We start from the raw sequence: 20,330 nt of genomic DNA, 5'->3' as shown, positions 1-20,330 counted from the left end.
CTTGCTACTCGCCGGTAACTTTACCGTGCAGCTGCTGCAGCGCCTCATCCTTGGCGCGCACGCTGTCGGCCAGCTGGCCTTGGAACTCGACGAGGCGGGCCCGCAGCGCCGGGTCGGACGAGCCGAGGATGCGCACCGCGAGCAGGCCCGCGTTGCGCGCGCCGCCGATCGAGACCGTGGCCACCGGGACGCCGGCAGGCATCTGCACGATCGACAGCAACGAGTCGAGGCCGTCCAGGCGCGCCAGCGGAACCGGCACCCCGATCACCGGCAGCGGCGTCGCGGACGCGACCATCCCGGGCAGGTGGGCGGCGCCGCCGGCGCCCGCGATGATCACCTCGATGCCGCGGTCGGCCGCGCCGCGCGCGTAGTCGAACATCGCCTGGGGCGTGCGATGCGCCGAGACCACCCGAACCTCGGCCGGCACGTCGAACTCGGCCAGCGCCGCCGCGGCGTCGGACATCACCGACCAGTCGCTGTCGCTGCCCATGATCACGCCAACGCGAGGCTCACTCATGCGGATCCCATCCGTCCGTCCACTGCCCGTGCGACAACCAGTGTGCCGCCAACTCGGCGCGCGTCCGCAGCGCGGCCACCTCCGCCATGTCGGTACCCAGAAAATTGACGTGGCCGACCTTGCGACCGGGCCGTTCCTCCTTGCCGTAGAGGTGCACCCGGGCGTCGGGCATCCGCGCGAACAGGTGGTGCAACCGCTCGTCGATCGTCATCGCGGGCCGCTCCGCGGCGCCGAGCACGTTGGCCATCACCGTCACCGGCGCGATGGCGTCGGTGTCGCCCAGCGGATAGTCCAGCACCGCGCGGACGTGCTGTTCGAATTGACTGGTGCGCGCCCCGTCCATGGTCCAGTGCCCGGAGTTGTGCGGTCGCATCGCCAGCTCGTTGACGAGCAGCTCCCCGTCGGTGGTCTCGAACAGCTCGACCGCGAACACCCCGACCACACCCAGCTCGGCGGCCAGGCGCAACGCCAGCTGCTGGGCGGCGGCCGCGACGCTATCGGGCAGCCCGGGGGCGGGCGCGATCACCTGCACGCAGATCCCGTCCTGTTGCACCGTCTCGACGACCGGCCACGCCGCGCCCTGGCCGAACGGTGAGCGCGCCACCAGCGCCGAAAGCTCGCGGCGCAGACTCACCTGCTCCTCGGCCATCACCGGCACCTCAGCCGCCAGGAAGTCGGCCGCGATCTCTCGGGCGTGCAGCGGGTCGCGTGCCATCCGCACCCCGCGCCCGTCGTAGCCACCGCGCACCGCTTTCACGACCACGGGGCCGGCGATGCGCCGCGCGAAGGCATCGAGTTCGTCGACGCTCCGGATTTCGGCGTAGCTGGGCACGGGAACGCCCAGCGACTCCAGCTTCCGGCGCATGACCAGCTTGTCCTGGGCGTGCACCAGCGCCTGCGGCGGCGGGGCGACGTTGACGCCCTCGGCGACCAGCTTGTCCAGCAGCTCGCCCGGCACATGCTCGTGATCGAACGTCAGGACGTGGGCCCCGGCGGCGACCCGGCGCAGGTCTTCCAGCTCGGTGTGCGAACCGATCACGACGTCGGGGGTGACCTGCGCGGCCGGCTCGTCGGCGGCGGTCGCCAGCACCCGCAGCGTCTGCCCCAGGGCGATCGCGGCCTGATGGGTCATCCGGGCAAGCTGGCCGCCGCCGACCATGGCGACCAACGGCGCTACTGCGGGGGCGACCCTGGGCGGGCGTGTACTCGGCACGGCCATCATGGTGTCACGGCGCGGGCGGCGTGTTGACCGGCGGTGACACCGAATCGTTATGTACGATTTTGCGTCGATTTTGTGTCCGTCCGTACACTGACCACTTGTGCCCTTCGCCGACGCCGCAATCGAGCGCATGCCCGGGTTTATTCAGCCCTATTTGCTGCGCCACCACGAGCTGATCAAATTCGCCATCGTCGGCGGCACCACGTTCGTGATCGACTCGGCGATTTTCTACACCCTGAAGCTGACAATTCTGGACTCCAAGCCGGTCACCGCGAAGGTCATCGCCGGCATCGTCGCGGTGATCGCCTCCTACGTGTTGAACCGCGAGTGGAGCTTCCGCGATCGCGGCGGCCGGGAACGGCACCACGAGGCGCTGCTGTTCTTCGCCTTCAGCGGCGTGGGGGTGCTGCTGTCCATGGCGCCGCTGTGGTTCTCCAGCTACGTCCTGCAGCTGCGGGAGCCGATGGTCTCGCTGACCGTGGAAAACATCGCCGACTTCATCTCGGCCTACATCATCGGCAACCTGCTGCAGATGGCCTTCCGCTTCTGGGCGTTCCGGCGCTGGGTGTTTCCCGACGAGTTCGCGCGCAATCCCGACAAGGCACTGGAATCCGCCCTCACCGCCGGCGGCATCGCCGAGATGCTCGAGGACGAGATCGAGGGCGGGAACGTCACTCCGCTGCGCACCTGGCGCAACCGGGCCGGCCGGTGGGGTCAGCTGGGCGATTCCTCCGAACCCAAAGTGTCGAAGACTTCGTGATACAGCAGCGCGTGCACCTCGCGCAGGCGCGGAATGTCATAGAACTCCAACGGATCCTGTGACGCCGATTCGATAATCAGCGTCCCGGTGCGAAACATTCGCTCGGTGATCCGATCGCGGAATTCCACGCTGTTGATCCGTGCCAGGGGGATATCGATTCCGGTGCGGGTGAGCACCCCGTGCCGAAACATCACCCGCCGGTTCGTCACGACGAAATGAGTGGTCAGCCAGCTCAGGAACGGCCACAGCGTCAGCCAGCCGACGATCACCAGCCAGATGCCCCAGATGACGCCATAGATGATGTTCTTGGCCAGCTGACCCCAATGCGTCGAGTTCAGGTATCCCGATCCGAACGCCGCCAGGGCGGTCGCCAACAGCAGGGCCACGACGGGCCAGATCAACCGCTTCCAGTGCGGGTGGCGGTGGACGATAACCTGCTCGCCCGCGGCCAGGACGTTATCCGGGTAGCTCATGCCCGCCGACATTAGCCGCGCGGGGCCGGACAACTAGCGCAAATGCACCACGTCGCCCGCCGAGACGACGACGGTCTCTCCCCCGGTGTCGATGCACAGCCTGCCCTGGTCGTCGACGGCGGTCGCGTCCCCGACCACTTCCTTGCCGCCGGGCAGGTGGGCCCGCACCCGGTGGCCGATGGTCAGGCTGCGCGCCCGGTAGTCGGCCGCCAGCGCCCAGTCCGCCCCGCGCGCGGCGCGCCACGCCACGATCCGCCGGCCGAGCTCGGACAACAGCCCGCACACCAGCAGGGTGCGGTCGGGAGCCTGCACACCGAGGTCGAGCATCGAGGTGGCCCCCTCGATGCCGTCGGGCGCCTGAAACACGTTGAGTCCCAGACCGATCACCACCACCGGACGGGCCACCTCGGCGAGGATGCCGGCGAGCTTGCCCGGGGATTCGGGGGCGCCCGCCAGCACGTCGTTGGGCCACTTGAGCCCCACCGGAACCCCGCCGAGCAGCGGGGCCACCGTGTCGACCACCGCCACCCCGGTGGCCAGGGGCAACCAGCCCCAGCCGGCGGTCGGCACGTCGACGATGCTGACGCCGACCGACATCGTGATCTGGGTCCGCGGGGTGGCCGACCAGCTGCGGCCGTGTCGCCCGCGGCCCGCCGTCTGGTGCTCGGCGATCAGCACCGCCCCGGCCACGTCGGTCCCTGACGCCGCTCGCTCGAGCAGGTCGGCGTTCGTGGAGCCGGTCTGTTCGACGACGTCGAGTCGCCGCCAGCCCAGTCCGGTGCCGATCAGTTCGGCGCGCAGCGCGGCCTGGTCCAGCGGTGCCCTGAGCTGGTCTCGGTCTGTCACCGGACCCAGCGTAGAACTCAGCGGCGCCGGTGGCTCATGTCCAGGACAGCCAGGTGGCTGAACAGCATGCTGGTTCCGATCGGGTTGCCGCCGCCGGGATAGGCGGTGCCGCTGGGCGCGGCCATCGTGTTGCCGGCGGCGTACAAGCCGGGGATGGGCTTGCCGGAAGTGTCGAGCACGCGGGCGGCGGTGTCGGTGCGCAGGCCGCCCTTGGTGCCCAGATCCGAAATGCCGAAAGCCGCGGCGTGATATGGCGGGCGATCGATGGGCACCAGGGGCGAGGCGCCCCCCGAGAACGCACGGTCGAAAGCCTCGTCGCCCCTGCCGAAGTCCTCGTCGACGCCGGACGCGGCAAAACCGTTGAACCGGGCCACAGTTGCCGCCAGCTGCCGGCCCGGAACACCGATCTTGTCGGCCAGTTCCTCCAGGGTGTCCGCGGAGTGCCACAGGCCGGCGGCGACGTAGCGCTCCGTCTCGACGATGGAGACGTTGGCCGCCTTCACCGGCGGCACCTCGCCGTCGGCGTCGTCGTAGATCATCCAGTACGGCAACGTGATTGACCCGTCCTGCAGCTGCGCGATGATCTCGCGGCCGGCCCGGTCGTATGCGCGGGACTCGTTGACGAACCGGTTGCCGTCCTGGTTCACGAAGATGCCACCGGTGAACCACAGCGCGAAGGCGGACCGGCCGTCCGGGTGGGTCATGCCCGGCGACCACCACGCCTGATCCAGCAGGTCGGTGTCAGCGCCCGCGGCGATGCCGGCCTGCAGCGCCAGCCCCCGGCTCCCCGGGCCGCCCATGGTGTCTCGGGCCGCGCCCGGTACCCCGTATCTGCGCCGCAGCTCCTCGCTGTTCTCGAAGCCGCCGGCGGCCAGCAGCACCCCCAGCCGGCTCCGGATCGCGCGGCGCTCACCGTCGCTCTCGACGATCGCGCCCGTCACCGCCCCTCCGGACATCACCAACTCGACCAGTGCGGTGTCACGCCGCAGCGAGGCCGTCGGATACTGCTCGATCGCCTTGAGGAACCGCGCGATCAGCGCGCGACCCCCGAGGTAGTAGTCGGCGGGCGGTTCCGCCCCGAGCCGGTCGGTGTCCAGCGGCCCGCGGATGACCTCCCGCAGTTCGGGGGCGGCGGCCACCTTCCAGGGCTTCGCGGCGATGTGGCGCTGGCCGTCCAGCCGCGCCTTCGGCGCTTTGCCGTAGTAGTCCGGCCAGGGCAACGGCACGAACTTCAGCAGGGGGTCGGCTTCCAGGTACTCGATCAGCCGGGCGCCGCCGCGGACATAGGTTTCCTGCAGTTCACGGGGGGTGCGGTCACCGACGACGGCGTGGTAGTAGGTGAGCGCGTCCTCGATGGTGTCGTCAACTCCGGCTCGCACCAGCACCGGGTTGCACGGGAACCAGACGCCGCCCCCACCGGAGTAGGCGGTGGTCCCGCCGAATTTCGACGTCGCCTCCACCAGCAACACGTCCAGGCCTTCGCGCGCCGCGGTGTAGGCACCGGTGACCCCGCCACCGCCCGATCCCGCGACCAGCAGATCGCATTCGGTCGCCCAGTCCATCAGCGGAGACTAGCCCGCCGCTAAGCTCGGATCCCATGACAAGCGTTACCGACCACACCGCGGAGCCGGCCGCTGAGCACACCATCGACATCCACACCACCGCAGGCAAGCTGGCCGAACTGCATAAGCGCCGGGAAGAGTCGCTGCACCCGGTGGGCGAAGAGGCCGTCGAGAAGGTGCACGCCAAGGGCAAGCTGACCGCCCGCGAGCGCATCCTCGCCCTGCTTGACGAGGACTCGTTCGTCGAACTCGACGCGCTGGCGCGCCACCGCAGCAAGAACTTCGGCCTGGACAACAACCGCCCGCTCGGCGACGGCGTGATCACCGGCTACGGCACCATCGACGGTCGCGAAGTGTGCATCTTCAGCCAGGACGCCACGGTGTTCGGCGGCAGCCTCGGCGAGGTGTACGGCGAGAAGATCGTCAAGGTCCAGGAACTGGCGATCAAGACCGGCCGCCCGCTGATCGGCATCAACGACGGCGCCGGCGCGCGCATCCAGGAGGGCGTCGTCTCCCTCGGCCTGTACAGCAAGATCTTCCGGAACAACATCCTGGCCTCCGGCGTGATCCCGCAGATCTCGCTGATCATGGGCGCCGCCGCCGGTGGGCACGTGTACTCCCCCGCCCTGACCGACTTCGTGGTGATGGTCGACCAGACCAGCCAGATGTTCATCACCGGGCCGGACGTCATCAAGACAGTCACGGGCGAGGACGTCACGATGGAGGAGCTCGGCGGCGCCCACACCCACATGGCCAAGTCGGGCACCCTGCACTACGTCGCCTCGGGCGAGCAGGACGCCTTCGACTGGGTGCGCGACCTGCTGAGCTACCTGCCGCCCAACAACGCCACCGACGCGCCGCGCTACGCCGAGCCCGTCCCCGAGGGCGCCATCGAGGACAACCTCACCGAGGAGGACCTCGAGCTGGACACGCTGATCCCGGACTCGGCCAACCAGCCGTACGACATGCACGAGGTGATCACCCGCATCCTCGACGACGACGAGTTCCTGGAAATCCAGAACGGCTACGCCACCAACATCGTCGTCGGCTTCGGCCGCATCGAGGGCCGGCCGGTCGGGATCGTGGCCAACCAGCCCACCCAGTTCGCCGGCTGCCTGGACATCAACGCCTCGGAGAAGGCGGCCCGGTTCGTCCGGACCTGCGACTGCTTCAACATCCCGATCATCATGCTGGTGGACGTCCCGGGCTTCCTGCCGGGCACCGGCCAGGAATACAACGGCATCATCCGGCGTGGCGCCAAGCTGCTGTTCGCCTACGGTGAGGCCACCGTCCCGAAGATCACCGTCATCACCCGCAAGGCCTACGGCGGCGCGTACTGCGTCATGGGCTCCAAGGACATGGGCTGCGACGTCAACATTGCCTGGCCGACCGCGCAGATCGCGGTGATGGGCGCCTCCGGGGCGGTCGGCTTCGTCTACCGCAAGCAGCTGGCCGAGGCGGCCAAGGAGGGCAAGGACGTCGACGCCCTGCGGCTGGAGCTGCAGCAGGAGTACGAGGACACGTTGGTCAACCCGTACGTCGCCGCCGAGCGGGGCTACGTCGACGCGGTGATCCCGCCGTCGCACACCCGCGGCTACATCGGCACGGCGCTGCGGCTGCTGGAACGCAAGATCGCGCACCTGCCCCCCAAGAAGCACGGGAACATTCCGCTGTGAGCCGGACGAACGGTGCGAACGCAGTGAGCGACGGGAGTGGGGCGAACGATTCGGCCATGAGCGACGAAAACGGTTCCGAGACAACCGAAGCCGCGCACCAGCCGCACGAGCCGCACATCCACGTCCTCAAGGGTCGCCCCACCGACGAGGAGGTGGCCGCGCTGGTCACCGCGCTCGGTGTCGTCGGTGGCGGCGTCCCCGAGCCCACCGAACCCGAGCCCACCCGCTGGGGCCTGCCGGTGGACCGGCTGCGATTCGCGATGTCCAACTACCAGCGGCTCACCATGCAGCAAATGACGCACATGAAGCATTGACCCGGCTGGTCCTCGGGTCGGCCTCGTCGGGCCGCCTGCAGGTGCTGCGCCAGGCCGGCATCGATCCGCTGGTCGTGGTCTCCGGCGTGGACGAAGACGCCGTCGTCGCGGAGCTGGGGCCCGAAGCCGCGCCCGCTGAGGTGGTGTGCGCGCTGGCGGAGGCCAAGGCCGAGCGCGTCGCGGGCGAGCTGGCCGGCACCGTCACCGCCGATTGCGTTGTCGTCGGCTGTGATTCGATGCTCTACCTCGACGGCGAACTGTGCGGCAAGCCGGGGTCGGCCGACGAAGCGATGACCCAGTGGCGCCGCATGGCTGGCCGGTCGGGCCGGCTGCACACCGGGCACTGCCTGCTGCGGCTGGAGGGCGGCGCGATCATCCATCGCGAAGTCGAATCCGCTTGCACCACGGTGCGTTTCGCCGCACCCACGGAGGCGGACCTGCGGGCCTACGTCGCCAGCGGCGAGCCACTGCACGTGGCCGGCGGGTTCACCCTCGACGGGCTGGGCGGCTGGTTCGTCGACGGGATCGACGGGGACCCGTCGAACGTGATCGGTGTGAGCCTGCCGCTGCTGCGGTCCATGTTGCAGCGGGCCGGGTTGTCGATAGCCGAGCTGTGGGCGGCAACGCCGAGCAACCCAAGGGTCAAGCCATGACCACGTGGACCGAGTTCACCGCCCAAGCGCCGCGCATCGCCGGCATCTTCACCCGTCGACATAGCGCCAACGGCAACCTGTGCATGTTGGCCACCCTGCGCTCCGACGGGTTCCCCCGGATCAGCCCGATGGAGCCGCGGATCTTCGAGGAAGAGTTATGGCTGCCCGGGATGCCGGCCACCACCAAGTTCCTCGATCTGGCGCGCGACCCGAGGTTCTGTCTGCACACCGCGACGGTCGACACCGAGGTGATCGACGGCGACGCGAAGCTGTGGGGCCTGGCCCGCGTCGTTCCCTACGGCGCGGTGCACCGGCGCTTGGCCGAGACGCTGTTCTCCGAGACCGGATTGGACCTGCGCGAGCAGCGATTCGACCTGCTCGGCGCCGAGATCACCGGGGCATCGGCGGTCGAGGTCCGCGACGGCCACCTTGACGTCACCATCTGGAACCCCGGCGTGCCCGAGCGGGTGGTCCGCAAGCACTGACCCGATGGCCAATTGAGCCCTGACGGTAGGCTCGAAGGCGTGGCATTACCCCCGGATCCAAGCCCGACTCTGACGGCCTACGCCCACCCCGAACGGCTGGTCACCGCCGACTGGCTATCCGCCCACCAGGGCACCCCCGGCCTGGTGATCGTCGAATCCGACGAGGACGTCTTGCTCTACGACGTCGGCCATATCCCCGGCGCGGTCAAGATCGACTGGCACACCGACCTCAACGACCCGAGGGTCCGCGACTACATCAACGGCGAGCAGTTCGCCGAATTGATGGACCGCAAAGGCATCTCGCGCGACGACACCGTGGTGATCTACGGCGACAAGAGCAACTGGTGGGCCGCCTACGCGCTGTGGGTCTTCACCTTGTTCGGCCACCCCGATGTGCGCCTGCTCAACGGCGGGCGCGACCTGTGGCTGGCCGAGCGCCGGGAGACCACCCTGGACGTCCCCACCAAGACCTCCACCGGCTATCCCGACGTCGCGCGCAACGACGAACCCATCCGGGCCTTCAAGGACGACGTCCTGGCCATCCTGGGCAGCCAGCCGCTGATCGACGTGCGCTCGCCCGACGAGTACACCGGCAAGCGCACGCACATGCCCGACTACCCGGAGGAGGGCGTGCTGCGCGGCGGCCACATCCCCACGGCCCGGTCCATCCCGTGGGCCCAGGCGGTCGATGAGAGCGGGCGATTCCGCAGCCGCGAGGAGCTCGAGGAGCTCTACGCCTTCATCGATCCCGAGGACAAGACCGTCGTGTACTGCCGCATCGGCGAGCGGTCCAGCCACACCTGGTTCGTGCTCACGTACCTGCTGGGCAAGCCCGGGGTGCGCAACTACGACGGATCCTGGACGGAGTGGGGCAACACCGTGCGCACGCCGATCGTCGCCGGCGAAGAGCCGGGGGCCGTTCCGGTCCGATGACGCTGCCCGCCCCGTTAGCCGAGGTGGTCTCCGACTTCGCCGAAGTCCAGGGCCAGGACAAGCTGACGCTGCTGCTGGAATTCGCCAACGACCTCCCGGCACTGCCCCCCGAGCTGGAAGAGCAGGCCATGGAGCCGGTGCCCGAATGCCAGACCCCGCTCTTCCTCCACGTCGATGCCAGCGACCCGAACCGGGTGCGGTTGCACTTCAGCGCGCCCGCCGAGGCGCCGACCACCCGGGGGTTCGCGTCGATCCTGGCCGCCGGTCTTGACGAGCAGCCCGCGGCCGACATTCTGGCGGTGCCCGAGGATTTTTACACCGACCTGGGCTTGGCCGCGCTGATCAGCCCGCTGCGGCTGCGCGGCATGTCGGCGATGCTCGCTCGCATCAAGCGGCGGGTGCGCGAGTCGGCTCCGAATTCCGGCACCGCCTGATCGGCCTCACGGCGCGGCGCTTAGACTTCCCGGGAGTTGTAAGAAACTCTCTTAAAGAAGCCCACGGCGGAAACACGTCCGCTTCAGATCTGCCAAACAGGAGGCGCAGTGGCTAGTCACGCCAGCTCGAGGATCTCCAAAGTGCTTGTCGCCAACCGCGGCGAGATCGCTGTCCGGGTGATCCGCGCGGCCCGCGATGCGGGGCTGCCCAGCGTGGCGGTGTACGCCGAGCCCGACGCCGACGCCCCGCACGTGCGCCTCGCCGACGAGGCGTTCGCCTTGGGTGGCCAGACCTCCGCGGAGTCCTACCTGGACTTCGGCAAGCTCCTCGACGCGGCGGCCAAGTCGGGCGCCAACGCCGTCCACCCCGGCTACGGCTTCCTCTCGGAGAACGCCGATTTCGCGCAGGCCGTCCTCGACGCCGGCCTGATCTGGATCGGCCCGAGCCCCCAGTCGATCCGCGACCTCGGTGACAAGGTCACCGCCCGCCACATCGCCGCACGCGCCCAGGCCCCCCTGGTGCCCGGCACGCCCGACCCCGTCAAGGACGCCGACGAGGTGGTGGCCTTCGCCGAGGAGTACGGCGTCCCGATCGCCATCAAGGCGGCCTTCGGTGGCGGCGGCCGCGGCATGAAGGTCGCGCGCACCATCGAAGAGATCCCGCACCTGTACGAGTCGGCGGTACGCGAAGCCGTCGCCGCCTTCGGCCGCGGCGAGTGCTTCGTCGAGCGCTACCTGGACAAGCCCCGCCACGTCGAGGCGCAGGTGATCGCCGACCAGCACGGCAACGTCATCGTCGCGGGCACCCGCGACTGCTCCCTGCAGCGCCGCTTCCAGAAGCTGGTGGAGGAGGCGCCCGCGCCGTTCCTGACCGACGCGCAGCGCAAGGAGATCCACGAGTCGGCGAAGCGCATCTGCAAGGAGGCGCACTACTACGGCGCCGGCACCGTGGAATACCTGGTCGGCCAGGACGGCCTGATCTCGTTCCTGGAGGTCAACACCCGGCTGCAGGTCGAGCACCCGGTCACCGAGGAGACCGCGGGCATCGACCTGGTGCTGCAGCAGTTCAAGATCGCCAACGGCGAAAAGCTGGATCTCACCGAGGATCCGACGCCACGCGGCCACGCCATCGAATTCCGGATCAACGGCGAGGACGCCGGACGTGGGTTCCTGCCGGCGCCCGGCCCGGTCACCCGCTACGACACTCCCAGCGGGCCCGGCGTTCGCCTGGACTCCGGCGTCGAGGCCGGTTCGGTGATCGGCGGCCAGTTCGACTCGATGCTGGCCAAGCTGATCGTGTACGGCGCGACCCGGGAAGAAGCCCTCGCCCGCTCCCGCCGTGCTCTTTCTGAATTCCACGTGGAGGGGCTGGCCACCGTCATCCCGTTCCACCGCGCCGTGGTGTCCGATCCCGCCTTCATCGGTGACGGCGACAGCTTCTCGGTGCACACCCGCTGGATCGAGACCGAGTGGAACAACACCATCGAGCCCTTCACCGCCGGCGAGCCCCTCGACGAGGAGGACGCCCGGCCCCGCCAGACGGTGGTCGTTGAGGTCGGTGGCCGGCGGCTCGAGGTGTCGCTGCCCGGCGATCTGGCGCTTTCCAACGGTGCCGCGGACCCGGCCGGCGTCATCCGCAAGAAGCCCAAGCCGCGCAAGCGCGGGGCGCACGCCGGGGGCGCCGCCTCTGGCGACGCGGTGACCGCGCCCATGCAGGGCACCGTAGTCAAGGTCGCGGTCGAGGAGGGACAGGAGGTTGCCACCGGCGACCTGGTCGTGGTCCTCGAGGCGATGAAGATGGAGAACCCGGTCACCGCGCACAAGGACGGTGTCATCACCGGACTTGCGGTCGAGGCCGGCGCCGCCATCACCCAGGGCACGGTGCTCGCCGAGATCAAATAGCCCGTCGGACGATAATCCTGGGAAACAGTTGTCGACTAGGTCTGACGCGGGTAGCGTTCGGGTCAGGTTGAGTTCACAGCCGTCCGGATTACGTCAAAGGGCGTGGGGAAGACGAACTCCCTGTTTTTTCGCTTCAATTCACGCTTGACGTTTTCCGCAGCACAACTGCTCTACGGATGGAGTCAGTAATGTCTGTGGCCCAATCTTGGCAGCACAGCCGGGCGGCGCAGTTCACCGCGCGCTGGGACCCAGCGGGAACCCTGGTCACCGTGGACGGTGAGCTCGACGCCGCCAACGCCGATCAGCTCGCCGCCTACGTCCGACACGTCGTCGCTCGTTCCCGGCGTGTGATCCTGGACCTGCGCGGCCTGAAATTCATTGGCACAGCAGGCTTTTCAGCGCTACACCGCATCAACGTCGTCTGCTCGGGCGCCCAGTTGGATTGGGCGATGGCGCCGAGCCCGGCGGTGGCGAGGTTGCTGCGCATCTGCGACCCCGACGGCACCCTCCCGGTGACGACGCACGCGGCCGAGCCGCTGCTGGAACCGCTGCGAGCCGAGGGCGAAGAGCCGCCGTTCCTATTGCAATTGGTCGCGCAGCCGCGTTAGCGACTTCGCCAGCAACCGGGACACGTGCATCTGAGAGATGCCGACCCGCTCGGCGATCTGGGTCTGCGTCATCGACTCGAAGAATCTGAGCACCAACACCGTCCGCTCCCGCTCGGGCAGGGCCTCCAGCAGTGGGCGAAGCGACTCCTGATCCTCGATCCGGTCCAGGCCGGTATCCACGTCGCCCAGGGTGTCGGCGATCGCGCGGGCTTCGTCCTCCTCGCTGCCGCCGCCGCTGTCGATGGACAAAGTGTTGTACGAGCTGCCCGCCACCAGGCCCTCGACGACCTCCTCGCGGTCCATGTCGAGTTCGGCGGCCAGTTCGGTCGCGGTGGGCGCCCGGCCGAGTCGTTGCGAGAGATCCGCGGTGGCGGTGCCGAGGCGCAGGTGCAGCTCCTTCAGGCGCCGCGGCACCTTGACCGACCAGCTGTTGTCGCGAAAGTGCCTGCGGACCTCGCCCATGATCGTGGGCACCGCGAAGGACACGAAGTCGGAGCCGGTCTCGACGTCGAACCGCACCACCGCGTTGACCAGCCCCACGCGCGCCACCTGGACGAGATCGTCGCGGGGCTCGCCGCGGCCCTCGAACCGGCGGGCGATGTGATCGGCCAGGGGCAGGCAGCGCTCGACGATCTTGTCCCGTTGACGCTGGAATTCCATCGAGTCGCCGTCCACAGTGGCCAACTCTCGGAACATCTCCGGGACATCGGCGTACTCGTTCGGGCGCGAGACCGAACCGCCGGCAGCTGGTGGTGTCACCTGCTGGAGGCCGCCCGTCGCGCCGTCAGCGTGATACCGAAAACGCTGCCGGTTTGGTTGGGCTCGCGACCATCGTGGAATGTCTGGACGTCATCGGCCAAGGACGTCAGCACGTGCCAGCTGAAGCTGCCGGGAGCGACCACGTCGTGGGTGTCACACGCCGCCGACGCCTCGACCACCAACTGGTCGTCCTGCGGGTCCACCACCACGACGAGGGTTGCGTCGGGCGTCGCGCAGCGGATCAGCCGGGTGCACACTTCGTCGACCGCAAGCCGCAGATCCGCTACGGCGTCGAAGTCCAGGTCCTCGAAGGTGCCGATCGCACCAACCAGCGTCCGCAGCATCGCCAAGTTCTCCAGACGTGCCGCGACGTGCAATTCGACGGCACGATGGCCACGCTGACGTTTGTTAGTGCGCAATCCCGCATCGTTCATCTGGTCTCCCGGCAATGTTTGACTGACACTACTACCGCCCCGCAGCCCGCCGTGGACCGTGCGTTCGAGCCGGTTAGTCATGGTTTCCGCCGGGTGTGCGGCCCGATATGGACGGGCCGGAAACCACCGAAACGGCTCGGACACGGCGGCTCAAGCGCATGGCGACGATCGCCGGGATCGCGCTGGTCGTATTGGTATTTCTCGCTGTAGGCATCTATGTCGGTGTCTTCGTGTTCCTGCCCCCCATGGGGTGACCACGCTGACGCAACCCTTCCGGCACTCATCATGGTGCACACCTGATACCCACTCGACGAGGCGGGTAACCACCCGCGTTTACTTCCCGGCAAAAATGGGTTCGGCGCTCAGCGGCGCCGCGGCGCAAGCGCTCCTAGCTGGCCGGCCACTGCCTGTGGACCTCGGGGTGCTCGGCGTACCAGCGATCCGCGATCCGCCGGATCCGCCGGTGCTCGAGCGTCACCCACACCAACCCGAGAACCGTGGCGATGATCGCCACCACCCCGGCGGTCATGCCCTCGTGCTGATGTCCGGAGCCGAACGCCGACAGGCTTCCGGATCCGCCGATCACACCCGCCACCACCAACAGGTAGCCGGGCCAGTGCAGTACGTCGATCAGCGACTCCCCGGCGAGTGGCCGCGTTGTCCTGAGATGGTCGACGGGGTCGTGAAATGTGTCTCCCATGGCTGCTCCTAGGGGAGGTTGGTAAAACCATTCGCAGCTCAATACGGGTTGCACCATCAACGGTAGATCGCCCGGGAGGCCTTTGGCGAGACCCCAGTCAGAGGACCAGCGCCGGGCCTGCGATGGGGGCCACGCCCATGGCGACCATCAACACCATCAGCGTGAACAGGAACCAGCCCGCGCCGTGCCATCCCCACCAGGTGCCCTGCGCCTTCCATATCTGATAGGTCCGCAGGAATGCCCAGAGGCCGGCCGCCAGCAGGATCAGCGGTCCGCCCAGCGCCAGCAATGTCCGCTGTGGCGCGCCGCACGCCGCGGTGTCCACACCGGTACCAGGACAAGTGCTCACCCAGAGCGCGGCCATCACCAGGAAGCCGACCGCCACGGCCGCGGCCAATGCTGCGAACCGGATGGCGGCACGCACCTCGCCGTCTTCCTGTCCCAAGCGATCACCACCCGATCGCTCATCCGCCTTGTGCATCCGTGCCCCTCATATCCCGGGTAATCAATGTTTTGTTCATCGTTTGCTGCGCCGCAATGGTTACCGCGCGATGACAAGCGGAAATCGCATGGGGACAAATACCCGTCGGCAAACCCCGTAAAACGGCTCAGTCCCGGGTATTGCCGGCCAAATTCCCGCCGGCGCGCGAATAGCCCGCACCGTCAATTATTCGGAGGGATTACCGCTGGCCCGGGGCGTGGAGCCGGGAAAGACGCAATGTGGTCGGCGACTCAGGACCGGTGAGTACTATCTCTCACATGCCGACAGGCCGAAGGCGGTTATCCCCCGAGGATCGACGCGCTGAGCTGCTCGCTTTGGGGGCCGATGTCTTCGGAAAGCGACCCTACGACGAGGTGCGGATCGACGAGATCGCCGAACGCGCCGGCGTGTCCCGGGCGCTGATGTATCACTACTTCCCCGACAAGCGCGCCTTCTTCGCCGCCGTGGTCAAGGACGAGGCCGACCGGCTGTACGAGACCACCAATATGGACGACGCCACCGGCCTCACCATGTACGAAGAGGTGCGGATGGGGGTCATGGCGTACATGGCCTACCACGAGCAGAATCCGGAGGCCGCCTGGGCCGCCTACGTCGGGCTGGGCCGGTCCGACCCGGTTCTGCTGGGCGTTGACGACGAAGCCAAGAACCGCCAGCTCGAACACATCATGAGTCGCATCCACGACCTGGTGGCCAACATCTCCGGGGCGAAGCTGGAAGGCGACGTCGAGCGCGACCTGCGGGTGATCTGTCACGGCTGGCTGGCGTTCACGTTCGAGCTGTGTCGCCAGCGCATCATCGATCCCACGATCAACGCCGACCGCCTCGCCGACGCCTGCGCGCACTCACTGTTCGACGCCATCGCCCGGGTGCCCGAGATACCCGAGGAGTTGTCCCACGCGATGGCGACGGCCCGAATCCAGCCGCGCTAGCCCGCGCTCTTGTCGGTACGCCTTGGCACCATGGTGAGGTGACCACCCGTGACCCGTTAGGCCGGTTCAGCGCGACCACGCGCGAATGGTTCACCAGCACATTCGCCGGTCCCACCACCGCGCAGGCCGAAGCCTGGGACGCCATCGCCGACGGCGACAACACGCTGGTGATCGCGCCGACCGGATCCGGCAAGACGCTCGCGGCGTTCCTGTGGGCCTTAGACTCCCTCGCCACGCGCGGCGGTCTTGACGGCTCGGCCGCGAGGCCGGCCGGCACCCGCGTGCTCTACGTGTCCCCGCTCAAGGCGCTGGCGGTCGACATCGAGCGCAACCTGCGCACCCCGCTGGCGGGCCTCACCCGCATCGCCGAGCGCCACGGACTCCCCCCGCCCGACATCAGCGTCGGCGTCCGCTCCGGGGACACCCCGCCCGCCGAACGCCGGCAGCTCATCGCCCGTCCCCCCGACGTGCTGATCACCACGCCGGAGTCGCTGTTCCTGATGCTCACCTCGGCCGCGCGCGAAACGCTGGCCGGCGTGCAGACGGTGATCGTCGACGAAATCCACGCGATCGCCGCCGGCAAGCGCGGCGCGCACCTGGCGCTGTCGCTGGAGCGGCTCCAGGACTTGTCACAAGAGCTGCGGGAGGGGCTGCCCGCACAGCGCATCGGGTTGTCCGCGACGGTGCGCCCACCCGAAGAGCTCGCCCGGTTCCTGTCCGGTCAGCAACCGACCACCATCGTCGCGCCCCGGGCGGCCAAGACCGTCGAGCTGGCGGTGCAGGTGCCGGTGCCAGACATGGCCAACCTGGCCAACAACAGCATCTGGCCCGACGTCGAGGAGCGGCTGGTCGACCTGATCGAGGCGCACAACTCGACCATCGTGTTCGCCAACTCGCGGCGCCTGGCCGAGCGGCTCACCGCCCGGCTCAACGAGATCCACGCCGAACGCTGTGGTGTGGGGCTGTCGGGCGAGACCAACCCGAAGGTGGCGGGCGGGGCGCCCGCGCACATCATGGGCAGCGGCCAGACCTACGGCGCCGAGCCGCTGTTGGCCCGCGCCCACCACGGCTCGGTCAGCAAGGAGCAGCGCGCCCTGGTCGAGGAGGACCTCAAGCGCGGGATCCTCAAGGCGGTGGTGGCGACGTCGAGCCTGGAGCTGGGCATCGACATGGGCGCGGTCGACCTGGTGATCCAGGTGGAGGCGCCGCCGTCGGTGGCCAGCGGCCTGCAACGCATCGGGCGGGCCGGCCACCAGGTCGGCGAGGTATCCCAGGGCGTGCTGTTCCCGAAGCACCGCACCGACCTGATCGGCTGCGCGGTGACCGTGCAGCGGATGCTCGCCGGCGAAATCGAGACGATGCGGGTGCCCGCCAACCCGCTGGACATCCTGGCGCAGCAGACCGTGGCGGCCGCCGCGCTGGAGCCGCTGGACGCCGACCGGTGGTTCGACACGGTGCGCCGCAGCGCCCCCTTCGCGACGCTGCCGCGCAGCGTGTACGAGGCCACCCTCGACCTGTTGTCGGGCAAGTACCCCTCCACCGAGTTCGCCGAGCTGCGTCCCCGCTTGGTCTACGACCGCGACACCGGCACGCTGACGGCGCGGCCCGGCGCGCAGCGGCTGGCCGTCACCTCCGGCGGCGCCATCCCGGACCGCGGCATGTTCACCGTCTACCTCGCCAGCGAGTCGGAAAAGCCGTCGCGCGTGGGCGAACTGGACGAGGAGATGGTGTACGAGTCCCGGCCCGGTGACGTCATCTCGCTGGGCGCCACCAGCTGGCGAATCACCGAGATCACCCACGACCGCGTTTTGGTGATCCCCGCGCCCGGCCAGCCGGCCCGGCTGCCATTCTGGCGCGGCGACGACGCGGGCCGGCCCGCCGAGCTTGGCGCCGCGCTGGGCGCGTTCACCGGCGAGCTGGCCGGACTCGACCGCGCCGCCTTCGACGCCCGGTGCGCGGGCCTGGGTTTCGACGCCTACGCCACCGACAACCTGTGGGCGCTGCTGGACGAGCAGCGGACCGCCGCCGGCGTGGTCCCCACCGACACCACCCTGCTGGTCGAGCGGTTCCGCGATGAACTGGGCGACTGGCGGGTGATCCTGCACTCGCCTTACGGGCTGCGGGTGAACGGGCCGCTGGCGCTGGCGGTGGGCCGGCGGCTGCGCGAACGCTACGGCCTCGACGAAAAACCGACCGCCTCTGATGACGGCATCGTGGTGCGCTTGCCGGACATGCTGTCCGACAACGGCGAGACCCCGCCCGGCGCCGAGTTGTTCGTCTTCGACGCCGACGAGATCGATCCGATCGTCACCGACGAGGTGGGCGGTTCGGCGCTGTTCGCGTCGCGGTTCCGGGAGTGCGCCGCCCGCGCGCTGCTGCTGCCCCGCCGGCACCCGGGTAAGCGATCGCCGCTGTGGCACCAGCGCCAGCGGGCCGCCCAGCTGCTGGACGTGGCCCGCAAATACCCCGACTTCCCGGTGGTGCTGGAAACCATCCGCGAATGCCTGCAGGACGTGTACGACGTGCCCGCCCTGGTCGCCCTGATGGCCGGCATCGCCCAGCGCAAGGTGCGGGTGCTCGAAACGGAGACGGCGCGGCCGTCGCCCTTCGCGGCGTCCCTGCTGTTCGGCTACGTCGGCGCCTTCATGTACGAGGGCGACACCCCGCTGGCCGAGCGCCGGGCCGCGGCACTGTCGCTGGACAGCACGCTGCTGGCCGAGCTGCTCGGCCGGGTCGAGCTGCGCGAGCTGCTCGACCCGGACGTCATCGCCGCGACCGCCCGCCAGCTGCAGCACCTGTCGGCGGACCGGGCCGCGCGCGACGCCGACGGCGTCGCGGACCTGCTGCGGCTGCTGGGGCCGATGACCGAGGACGAGGTCGCCGCCCGGGCCGGCGGCGCCGAGGTGGGCGGCTGGCTCGAAGGCCTGCTCGCGGCGCGGCGGGTGCTGCCCGTGTCGTTCGCCGGCCGCAGCTGGTGGGTGGCCATCGAGGACATCGGCCGGCTGCGCGACGGCGTCGGGGCGCCGGTTCCGCTGGGCGTGCCGGCGGCCTTCACCGAGGCGGTGGCCGACCCGCTGGGCGAGCTGCTGGGCCGCTACGCGCGCACCCACACCCCGTTCACCACCGCCGCGGCCGCGGGCCGGTTCGGGCTGGGGCTGCGGGTGACGGCCGACGTGCTGGGCCGGCTGGCCGCCGACGGCCGGCTGGTGCGCGGCGACTTCGTCGCCGCCACGGAAACCTCCGCGGCGCCCGGCGGCGAACAGTGGTGCGACGCCGAGGTGTTGCGAGTGTTGCGGCGGCGTTCGCTGGCCGCGCTGCGCGCGCAGGTCGAACCGGTGAGCACCGCCGCGTACGGAAGGTTCCTGCCGGCCTGGCACCGGGTGGCCTCCCCCGGTTCGTCGGGCCACTCGGGGCTGGACGGGCTGATGTCCGTGGTCGACCAGCTGGCCGGGGTCCGGATGCCGGCCTCGGCGATCGAGCCCCTGGTGCTGGGCCCGCGGGTCCGGGGCTACTCCCCCGCCATGCTCGACGAGCTGCTCGCCACCGGGGAGGTGACCTGGTCGGGCGCAGGGTCGATCTCGGCCAGCGACGGCTGGGTCGCCTTGCACGTGGGCGACTCCGCGCCCTTGACGCTGGCCGGGCCCGCCGAAATCGACTTCACCGAGGCCCACCGGGCGATCCTGGACACGCTGGCCGGCGGCGGCGCGTACTTCTTCCGTCATCTGACCCAGAGCGGCATCACCGACGCCGAGCTCAAAGCCGCGCTGTGGGAGCTGATCTGGGCCGGGTGGGTCACGGGTGACACCTTCGCGCCGGTGCGCGCGATGCTCGGCGGCGTGGGCAACCGCAAACGCTCGGCCCCGGCGCACCGCTCACATCGGCCACCGCGGCTGAGCCGGTACAGCGTGGCGCACGCGCAGTCCCGCCCCGCCGACCCGACGGTGGCGGGCCGGTGGTCGGCCCTGCCGCCGCCCGAGCCCGATTCCACGGTGCGCGCCCACTACCAGGCGGAGTTGCTGCTGGGCCGCCACGGCGTGCTGACCCGGGGCGCGGTCGCGGCCGAGGGCGTCACCGGCGGGTTCGCGACGCTCTACAAGGTGCTGAGCACCTTCGAGGAAGCCGGCCGGTGCCAGCGCGGCTATTTCGTCGAGTCGCTGGGCGGTGCCCAGTTCGCCGTCGCCTCGACCGTCGACCGGCTGCGCAGCTACAGCGATGGGATCGACCCCGAGCGGCCGGAATACCGCGCTGTCGTGCTGGCCGCCGCCGACCCGGCCAATCCCTACGGCGCCGCGCTGCCGTGGCCGGCGTCCGGCGCGGAGAGCGCGCGGCCGGGCCGCAAGGCCGGCGCGCTCGTCGTGCTGGTCGACGGCCACCTGGCCTGGTTCCTGGAGCGCGGCGGGCGCTCACTGCTCACCTTCACCGACGACCCGGCGGCCCACCATGCGGCGGCCACGGCGCTGGCCGAGCTGGTCGCCTCCCGGCGCGTCGCGTCGATCCTGGTCGAACGCATCGACGGCGCACCGGCGCTGCAGCCCCAAAACGGGCCCAGCCGCGTGGCGGACGGCTTGCAGGAGGCGGGGTTCGCCCGCACACCGCGCGGACTTCGGCTCCGGTAAGGCCCCGA

21 protein-coding genes are annotated in these 20,330 nt (G+C 69.7%); 12 read left to right on the top strand and 9 right to left on the bottom strand.

Annotated elements, in window-relative coordinates; translation table 11 throughout:
• Window positions 1-4 precede the first annotated feature (4 nt).
• Together purE and A5750_RS00195 are read right to left on the bottom strand one after the other, a co-directional pair.
• Window positions 5-517 carry a 5-(carboxyamino)imidazole ribonucleotide mutase gene (purE, locus tag A5750_RS00200; RefSeq protein WP_156659307.1) on the bottom strand — a complete coding sequence of 171 codons (513 nt, stop codon included), beginning with the start codon at window positions 515-517 and terminating at the stop codon, window positions 5-7.
• On the bottom strand, window positions 510-1,739 hold the full coding sequence (locus tag A5750_RS00195; RefSeq protein WP_197505308.1) for a 5-(carboxyamino)imidazole ribonucleotide synthase: 1,230 nt from the start codon (window positions 1,737-1,739) through the stop codon (window positions 510-512). Before A5750_RS00195 ends, purE begins: the two co-directional genes overlap by 8 nt.
• Window positions 1,740-1,836: 97 nt before the next feature.
• Here A5750_RS00195 and A5750_RS00190 point away from each other — a divergent pair, with 97 nt between their 5' ends.
• Entirely contained in the window at window positions 1,837-2,496 is a 660-nt protein-coding gene (locus tag A5750_RS00190) for a GtrA family protein (RefSeq protein WP_067260483.1), read from the top strand.
• Here the strand turns inward: A5750_RS00190 and A5750_RS00185 are convergent.
• Genes A5750_RS00185 through A5750_RS00175 form a run of 3 tightly spaced genes read right to left on the bottom strand, consistent with a single transcriptional unit; the run spans window position 2,451 to window position 5,377 of the window.
• Window positions 2,451-2,969 carry a PH domain-containing protein gene (locus A5750_RS00185; RefSeq protein ID WP_066949936.1) on the bottom strand — a complete coding sequence of 173 codons (519 nt, stop codon included), beginning with the start codon at window positions 2,967-2,969 and terminating at the stop codon, window positions 2,451-2,453. The two genes, A5750_RS00190 and A5750_RS00185, sit on opposite strands and share 46 nt — an antisense overlap.
• A 33-nt stretch (window positions 2,970-3,002) precedes the next feature.
• Window positions 3,003-3,815, bottom strand: coding sequence for a biotin--[acetyl-CoA-carboxylase] ligase (locus A5750_RS00180; RefSeq protein WP_066949840.1), 813 nt, complete (start codon window positions 3,813-3,815; stop codon window positions 3,003-3,005).
• 17 nt (window positions 3,816-3,832) lie between these two features.
• Entirely contained in the window at window positions 3,833-5,377 is a 1,545-nt protein-coding gene (locus A5750_RS00175) for an FAD-binding protein (RefSeq protein ID WP_066949837.1), read from the bottom strand.
• A 35-nt stretch (window positions 5,378-5,412) separates the two neighbouring features.
• Between A5750_RS00175 and A5750_RS00170 the strand changes: the two genes are divergently transcribed.
• The 8 genes from A5750_RS00170 to A5750_RS00135 all read left to right on the top strand — a co-directional run bounded on the left by A5750_RS00170 (window position 5,413) and on the right by A5750_RS00135 (window position 12,382).
• Window positions 5,413-7,053: an acyl-CoA carboxylase subunit beta gene (locus A5750_RS00170; RefSeq protein ID WP_066949834.1), complete on the top strand. Its 1,641-nt coding sequence runs from the start codon at window positions 5,413-5,415 to the stop codon at window positions 7,051-7,053.
• A 56-nt stretch (window positions 7,054-7,109) separates the two neighbouring features.
• Window positions 7,110-7,367: an acyl-CoA carboxylase subunit epsilon gene (locus tag A5750_RS00165; RefSeq protein ID WP_066949831.1), complete on the top strand. Its 258-nt coding sequence runs from the start codon at window positions 7,110-7,112 to the stop codon at window positions 7,365-7,367.
• Entirely contained in the window at window positions 7,364-8,020 is a 657-nt protein-coding gene (locus tag A5750_RS00160; protein ID WP_066949828.1) for a nucleoside triphosphate pyrophosphatase, read from the top strand. Before A5750_RS00165 ends, A5750_RS00160 begins: the two co-directional genes overlap by 4 nt.
• Window positions 8,017-8,505, top strand: coding sequence for a pyridoxamine 5'-phosphate oxidase family protein (locus A5750_RS00155; protein WP_066949933.1), 489 nt, complete (start codon window positions 8,017-8,019; stop codon window positions 8,503-8,505). The genes A5750_RS00160 and A5750_RS00155 overlap by 4 nt, the downstream gene beginning before the upstream one ends.
• A gap of 39 nt (window positions 8,506-8,544) precedes the next feature.
• Window positions 8,545-9,438 carry a sulfurtransferase gene (locus A5750_RS00150; protein WP_067260481.1) on the top strand — a complete coding sequence of 298 codons (894 nt, stop codon included), beginning with the start codon at window positions 8,545-8,547 and terminating at the stop codon, window positions 9,436-9,438.
• Window positions 9,435-9,872 (top strand): SufE family protein, encoded by a 438-nt coding sequence (locus tag A5750_RS00145; RefSeq protein ID WP_066949821.1) that lies wholly within the window; start codon window positions 9,435-9,437, stop codon window positions 9,870-9,872. Before A5750_RS00150 ends, A5750_RS00145 begins: the two co-directional genes overlap by 4 nt.
• A gap of 108 nt (window positions 9,873-9,980) precedes the next feature.
• On the top strand, window positions 9,981-11,774 hold the full coding sequence (locus A5750_RS00140; protein ID WP_066949818.1) for an acetyl/propionyl/methylcrotonyl-CoA carboxylase subunit alpha: 1,794 nt from the start codon (window positions 9,981-9,983) through the stop codon (window positions 11,772-11,774).
• A gap of 176 nt (window positions 11,775-11,950) precedes the next feature.
• Entirely contained in the window at window positions 11,951-12,382 is a 432-nt protein-coding gene (locus A5750_RS00135; RefSeq protein WP_066949815.1) for an STAS domain-containing protein, read from the top strand.
• On the opposite strand, the gene A5750_RS00130 is transcribed toward A5750_RS00135, so the two are convergent.
• Together A5750_RS00130 and A5750_RS00125 are read right to left on the bottom strand one after the other, a co-directional pair.
• On the bottom strand, window positions 12,353-13,141 hold the full coding sequence (locus A5750_RS00130) for an RNA polymerase sigma factor SigF (RefSeq protein WP_066949812.1): 789 nt from the start codon (window positions 13,139-13,141) through the stop codon (window positions 12,353-12,355). The two genes, A5750_RS00135 and A5750_RS00130, sit on opposite strands and share 30 nt — an antisense overlap.
• Window positions 13,138-13,575: an ATP-binding protein gene (locus A5750_RS00125; protein ID WP_055405180.1), complete on the bottom strand. Its 438-nt coding sequence runs from the start codon at window positions 13,573-13,575 to the stop codon at window positions 13,138-13,140. Before A5750_RS00125 ends, A5750_RS00130 begins: the two co-directional genes overlap by 4 nt.
• Window positions 13,576-13,682: 107 nt before the next feature.
• On the opposite strand from A5750_RS00125, the gene A5750_RS26025 reads away from it, so the two are divergent.
• Window positions 13,683-13,829 carry a hypothetical protein gene (locus A5750_RS26025; protein WP_197505307.1) on the top strand — a complete coding sequence of 49 codons (147 nt, stop codon included), beginning with the start codon at window positions 13,683-13,685 and terminating at the stop codon, window positions 13,827-13,829.
• Between the two features lie 134 nt (window positions 13,830-13,963).
• Here A5750_RS26025 and usfY read toward each other — a convergent pair whose 3' ends face one another.
• Complete coding sequence (gene usfY, locus A5750_RS00120) at window positions 13,964-14,275, bottom strand: protein UsfY (RefSeq protein ID WP_066949809.1); 312 nt, start codon at window positions 14,273-14,275, stop codon at window positions 13,964-13,966.
• 97 nt (window positions 14,276-14,372) lie between these two features.
• Complete coding sequence (locus A5750_RS00115; RefSeq protein WP_066949806.1) at window positions 14,373-14,756, bottom strand: hypothetical protein; 384 nt, start codon at window positions 14,754-14,756, stop codon at window positions 14,373-14,375.
• A 278-nt stretch (window positions 14,757-15,034) separates the two neighbouring features.
• On the opposite strand from A5750_RS00115, the gene A5750_RS00110 reads away from it, so the two are divergent.
• Together A5750_RS00110 and A5750_RS00105 are read left to right on the top strand one after the other, a co-directional pair.
• Window positions 15,035-15,706 (top strand): TetR/AcrR family transcriptional regulator, encoded by a 672-nt coding sequence (locus tag A5750_RS00110; RefSeq protein WP_066949803.1) that lies wholly within the window; start codon window positions 15,035-15,037, stop codon window positions 15,704-15,706.
• A gap of 38 nt (window positions 15,707-15,744) precedes the next feature.
• Complete coding sequence (locus tag A5750_RS00105) at window positions 15,745-20,322, top strand: ATP-dependent helicase (RefSeq protein ID WP_067260479.1); 4,578 nt, start codon at window positions 15,745-15,747, stop codon at window positions 20,320-20,322.
• The last annotated feature ends 8 nt before the right edge of the window (window positions 20,323-20,330 follow it).

The sequence above is a fragment of the Mycobacterium sp. 852002-51613_SCH5001154 genome, from assembly GCF_001667425.1.
In the GTDB taxonomy this organism is placed as follows: Bacteria; Actinomycetota; Actinomycetes; order Mycobacteriales; family Mycobacteriaceae; genus Mycobacterium.
Note: the sequence above shows the minus strand (reverse complement) of the source record. Positions and strands in the feature narration are given on the sequence as shown.

Excerpts from the sequence above, each read along its gene's own strand:
- A5750_RS00185 (WP_066949936.1), bottom strand. The coding sequence starts at position 2,969 with ATGAGCTACCCGGATAACGTCCTGGCCGCGGGCGAGCAGGTTATCGTC.
- A5750_RS00110 (WP_066949803.1), top strand. The coding sequence starts at position 15,035 with ATGCCGACAGGCCGAAGGCGGTTATCCCCCGAGGATCGACGCGCTGAG.
- usfY (WP_066949809.1), bottom strand. The coding sequence starts at position 14,275 with ATGGGAGACACATTTCACGACCCCGTCGACCATCTCAGGACAACGCGG.
- A5750_RS00155 (WP_066949933.1), top strand. The coding sequence starts at position 8,017 with ATGACCACGTGGACCGAGTTCACCGCCCAAGCGCCGCGCATCGCCGGC.
- A5750_RS00135 (WP_066949815.1), top strand. The coding sequence starts at position 11,951 with ATGGAGTCAGTAATGTCTGTGGCCCAATCTTGGCAGCACAGCCGGGCG.
- A5750_RS00145 (WP_066949821.1), top strand. The coding sequence starts at position 9,435 with ATGACGCTGCCCGCCCCGTTAGCCGAGGTGGTCTCCGACTTCGCCGAA.
- A5750_RS00165 (WP_066949831.1), top strand. The coding sequence starts at position 7,110 with ATGAGCGACGAAAACGGTTCCGAGACAACCGAAGCCGCGCACCAGCCG.
- A5750_RS00195 (WP_197505308.1), bottom strand. The coding sequence starts at position 1,739 with ATGATGGCCGTGCCGAGTACACGCCCGCCCAGGGTCGCCCCCGCAGTA.
- A5750_RS00170 (WP_066949834.1), top strand. The coding sequence starts at position 5,413 with ATGACAAGCGTTACCGACCACACCGCGGAGCCGGCCGCTGAGCACACC.
- A5750_RS00125 (WP_055405180.1), bottom strand. The coding sequence starts at position 13,575 with ATGAACGATGCGGGATTGCGCACTAACAAACGTCAGCGTGGCCATCGT.
- A5750_RS26025 (WP_197505307.1), top strand. The coding sequence starts at position 13,683 with ATGGACGGGCCGGAAACCACCGAAACGGCTCGGACACGGCGGCTCAAG.
- A5750_RS00115 (WP_066949806.1), bottom strand. The coding sequence starts at position 14,756 with ATGCACAAGGCGGATGAGCGATCGGGTGGTGATCGCTTGGGACAGGAA.
- purE (WP_156659307.1), bottom strand. The coding sequence starts at position 517 with ATGAGTGAGCCTCGCGTTGGCGTGATCATGGGCAGCGACAGCGACTGG.
- A5750_RS00175 (WP_066949837.1), bottom strand. The coding sequence starts at position 5,377 with ATGGACTGGGCGACCGAATGCGATCTGCTGGTCGCGGGATCGGGCGGT.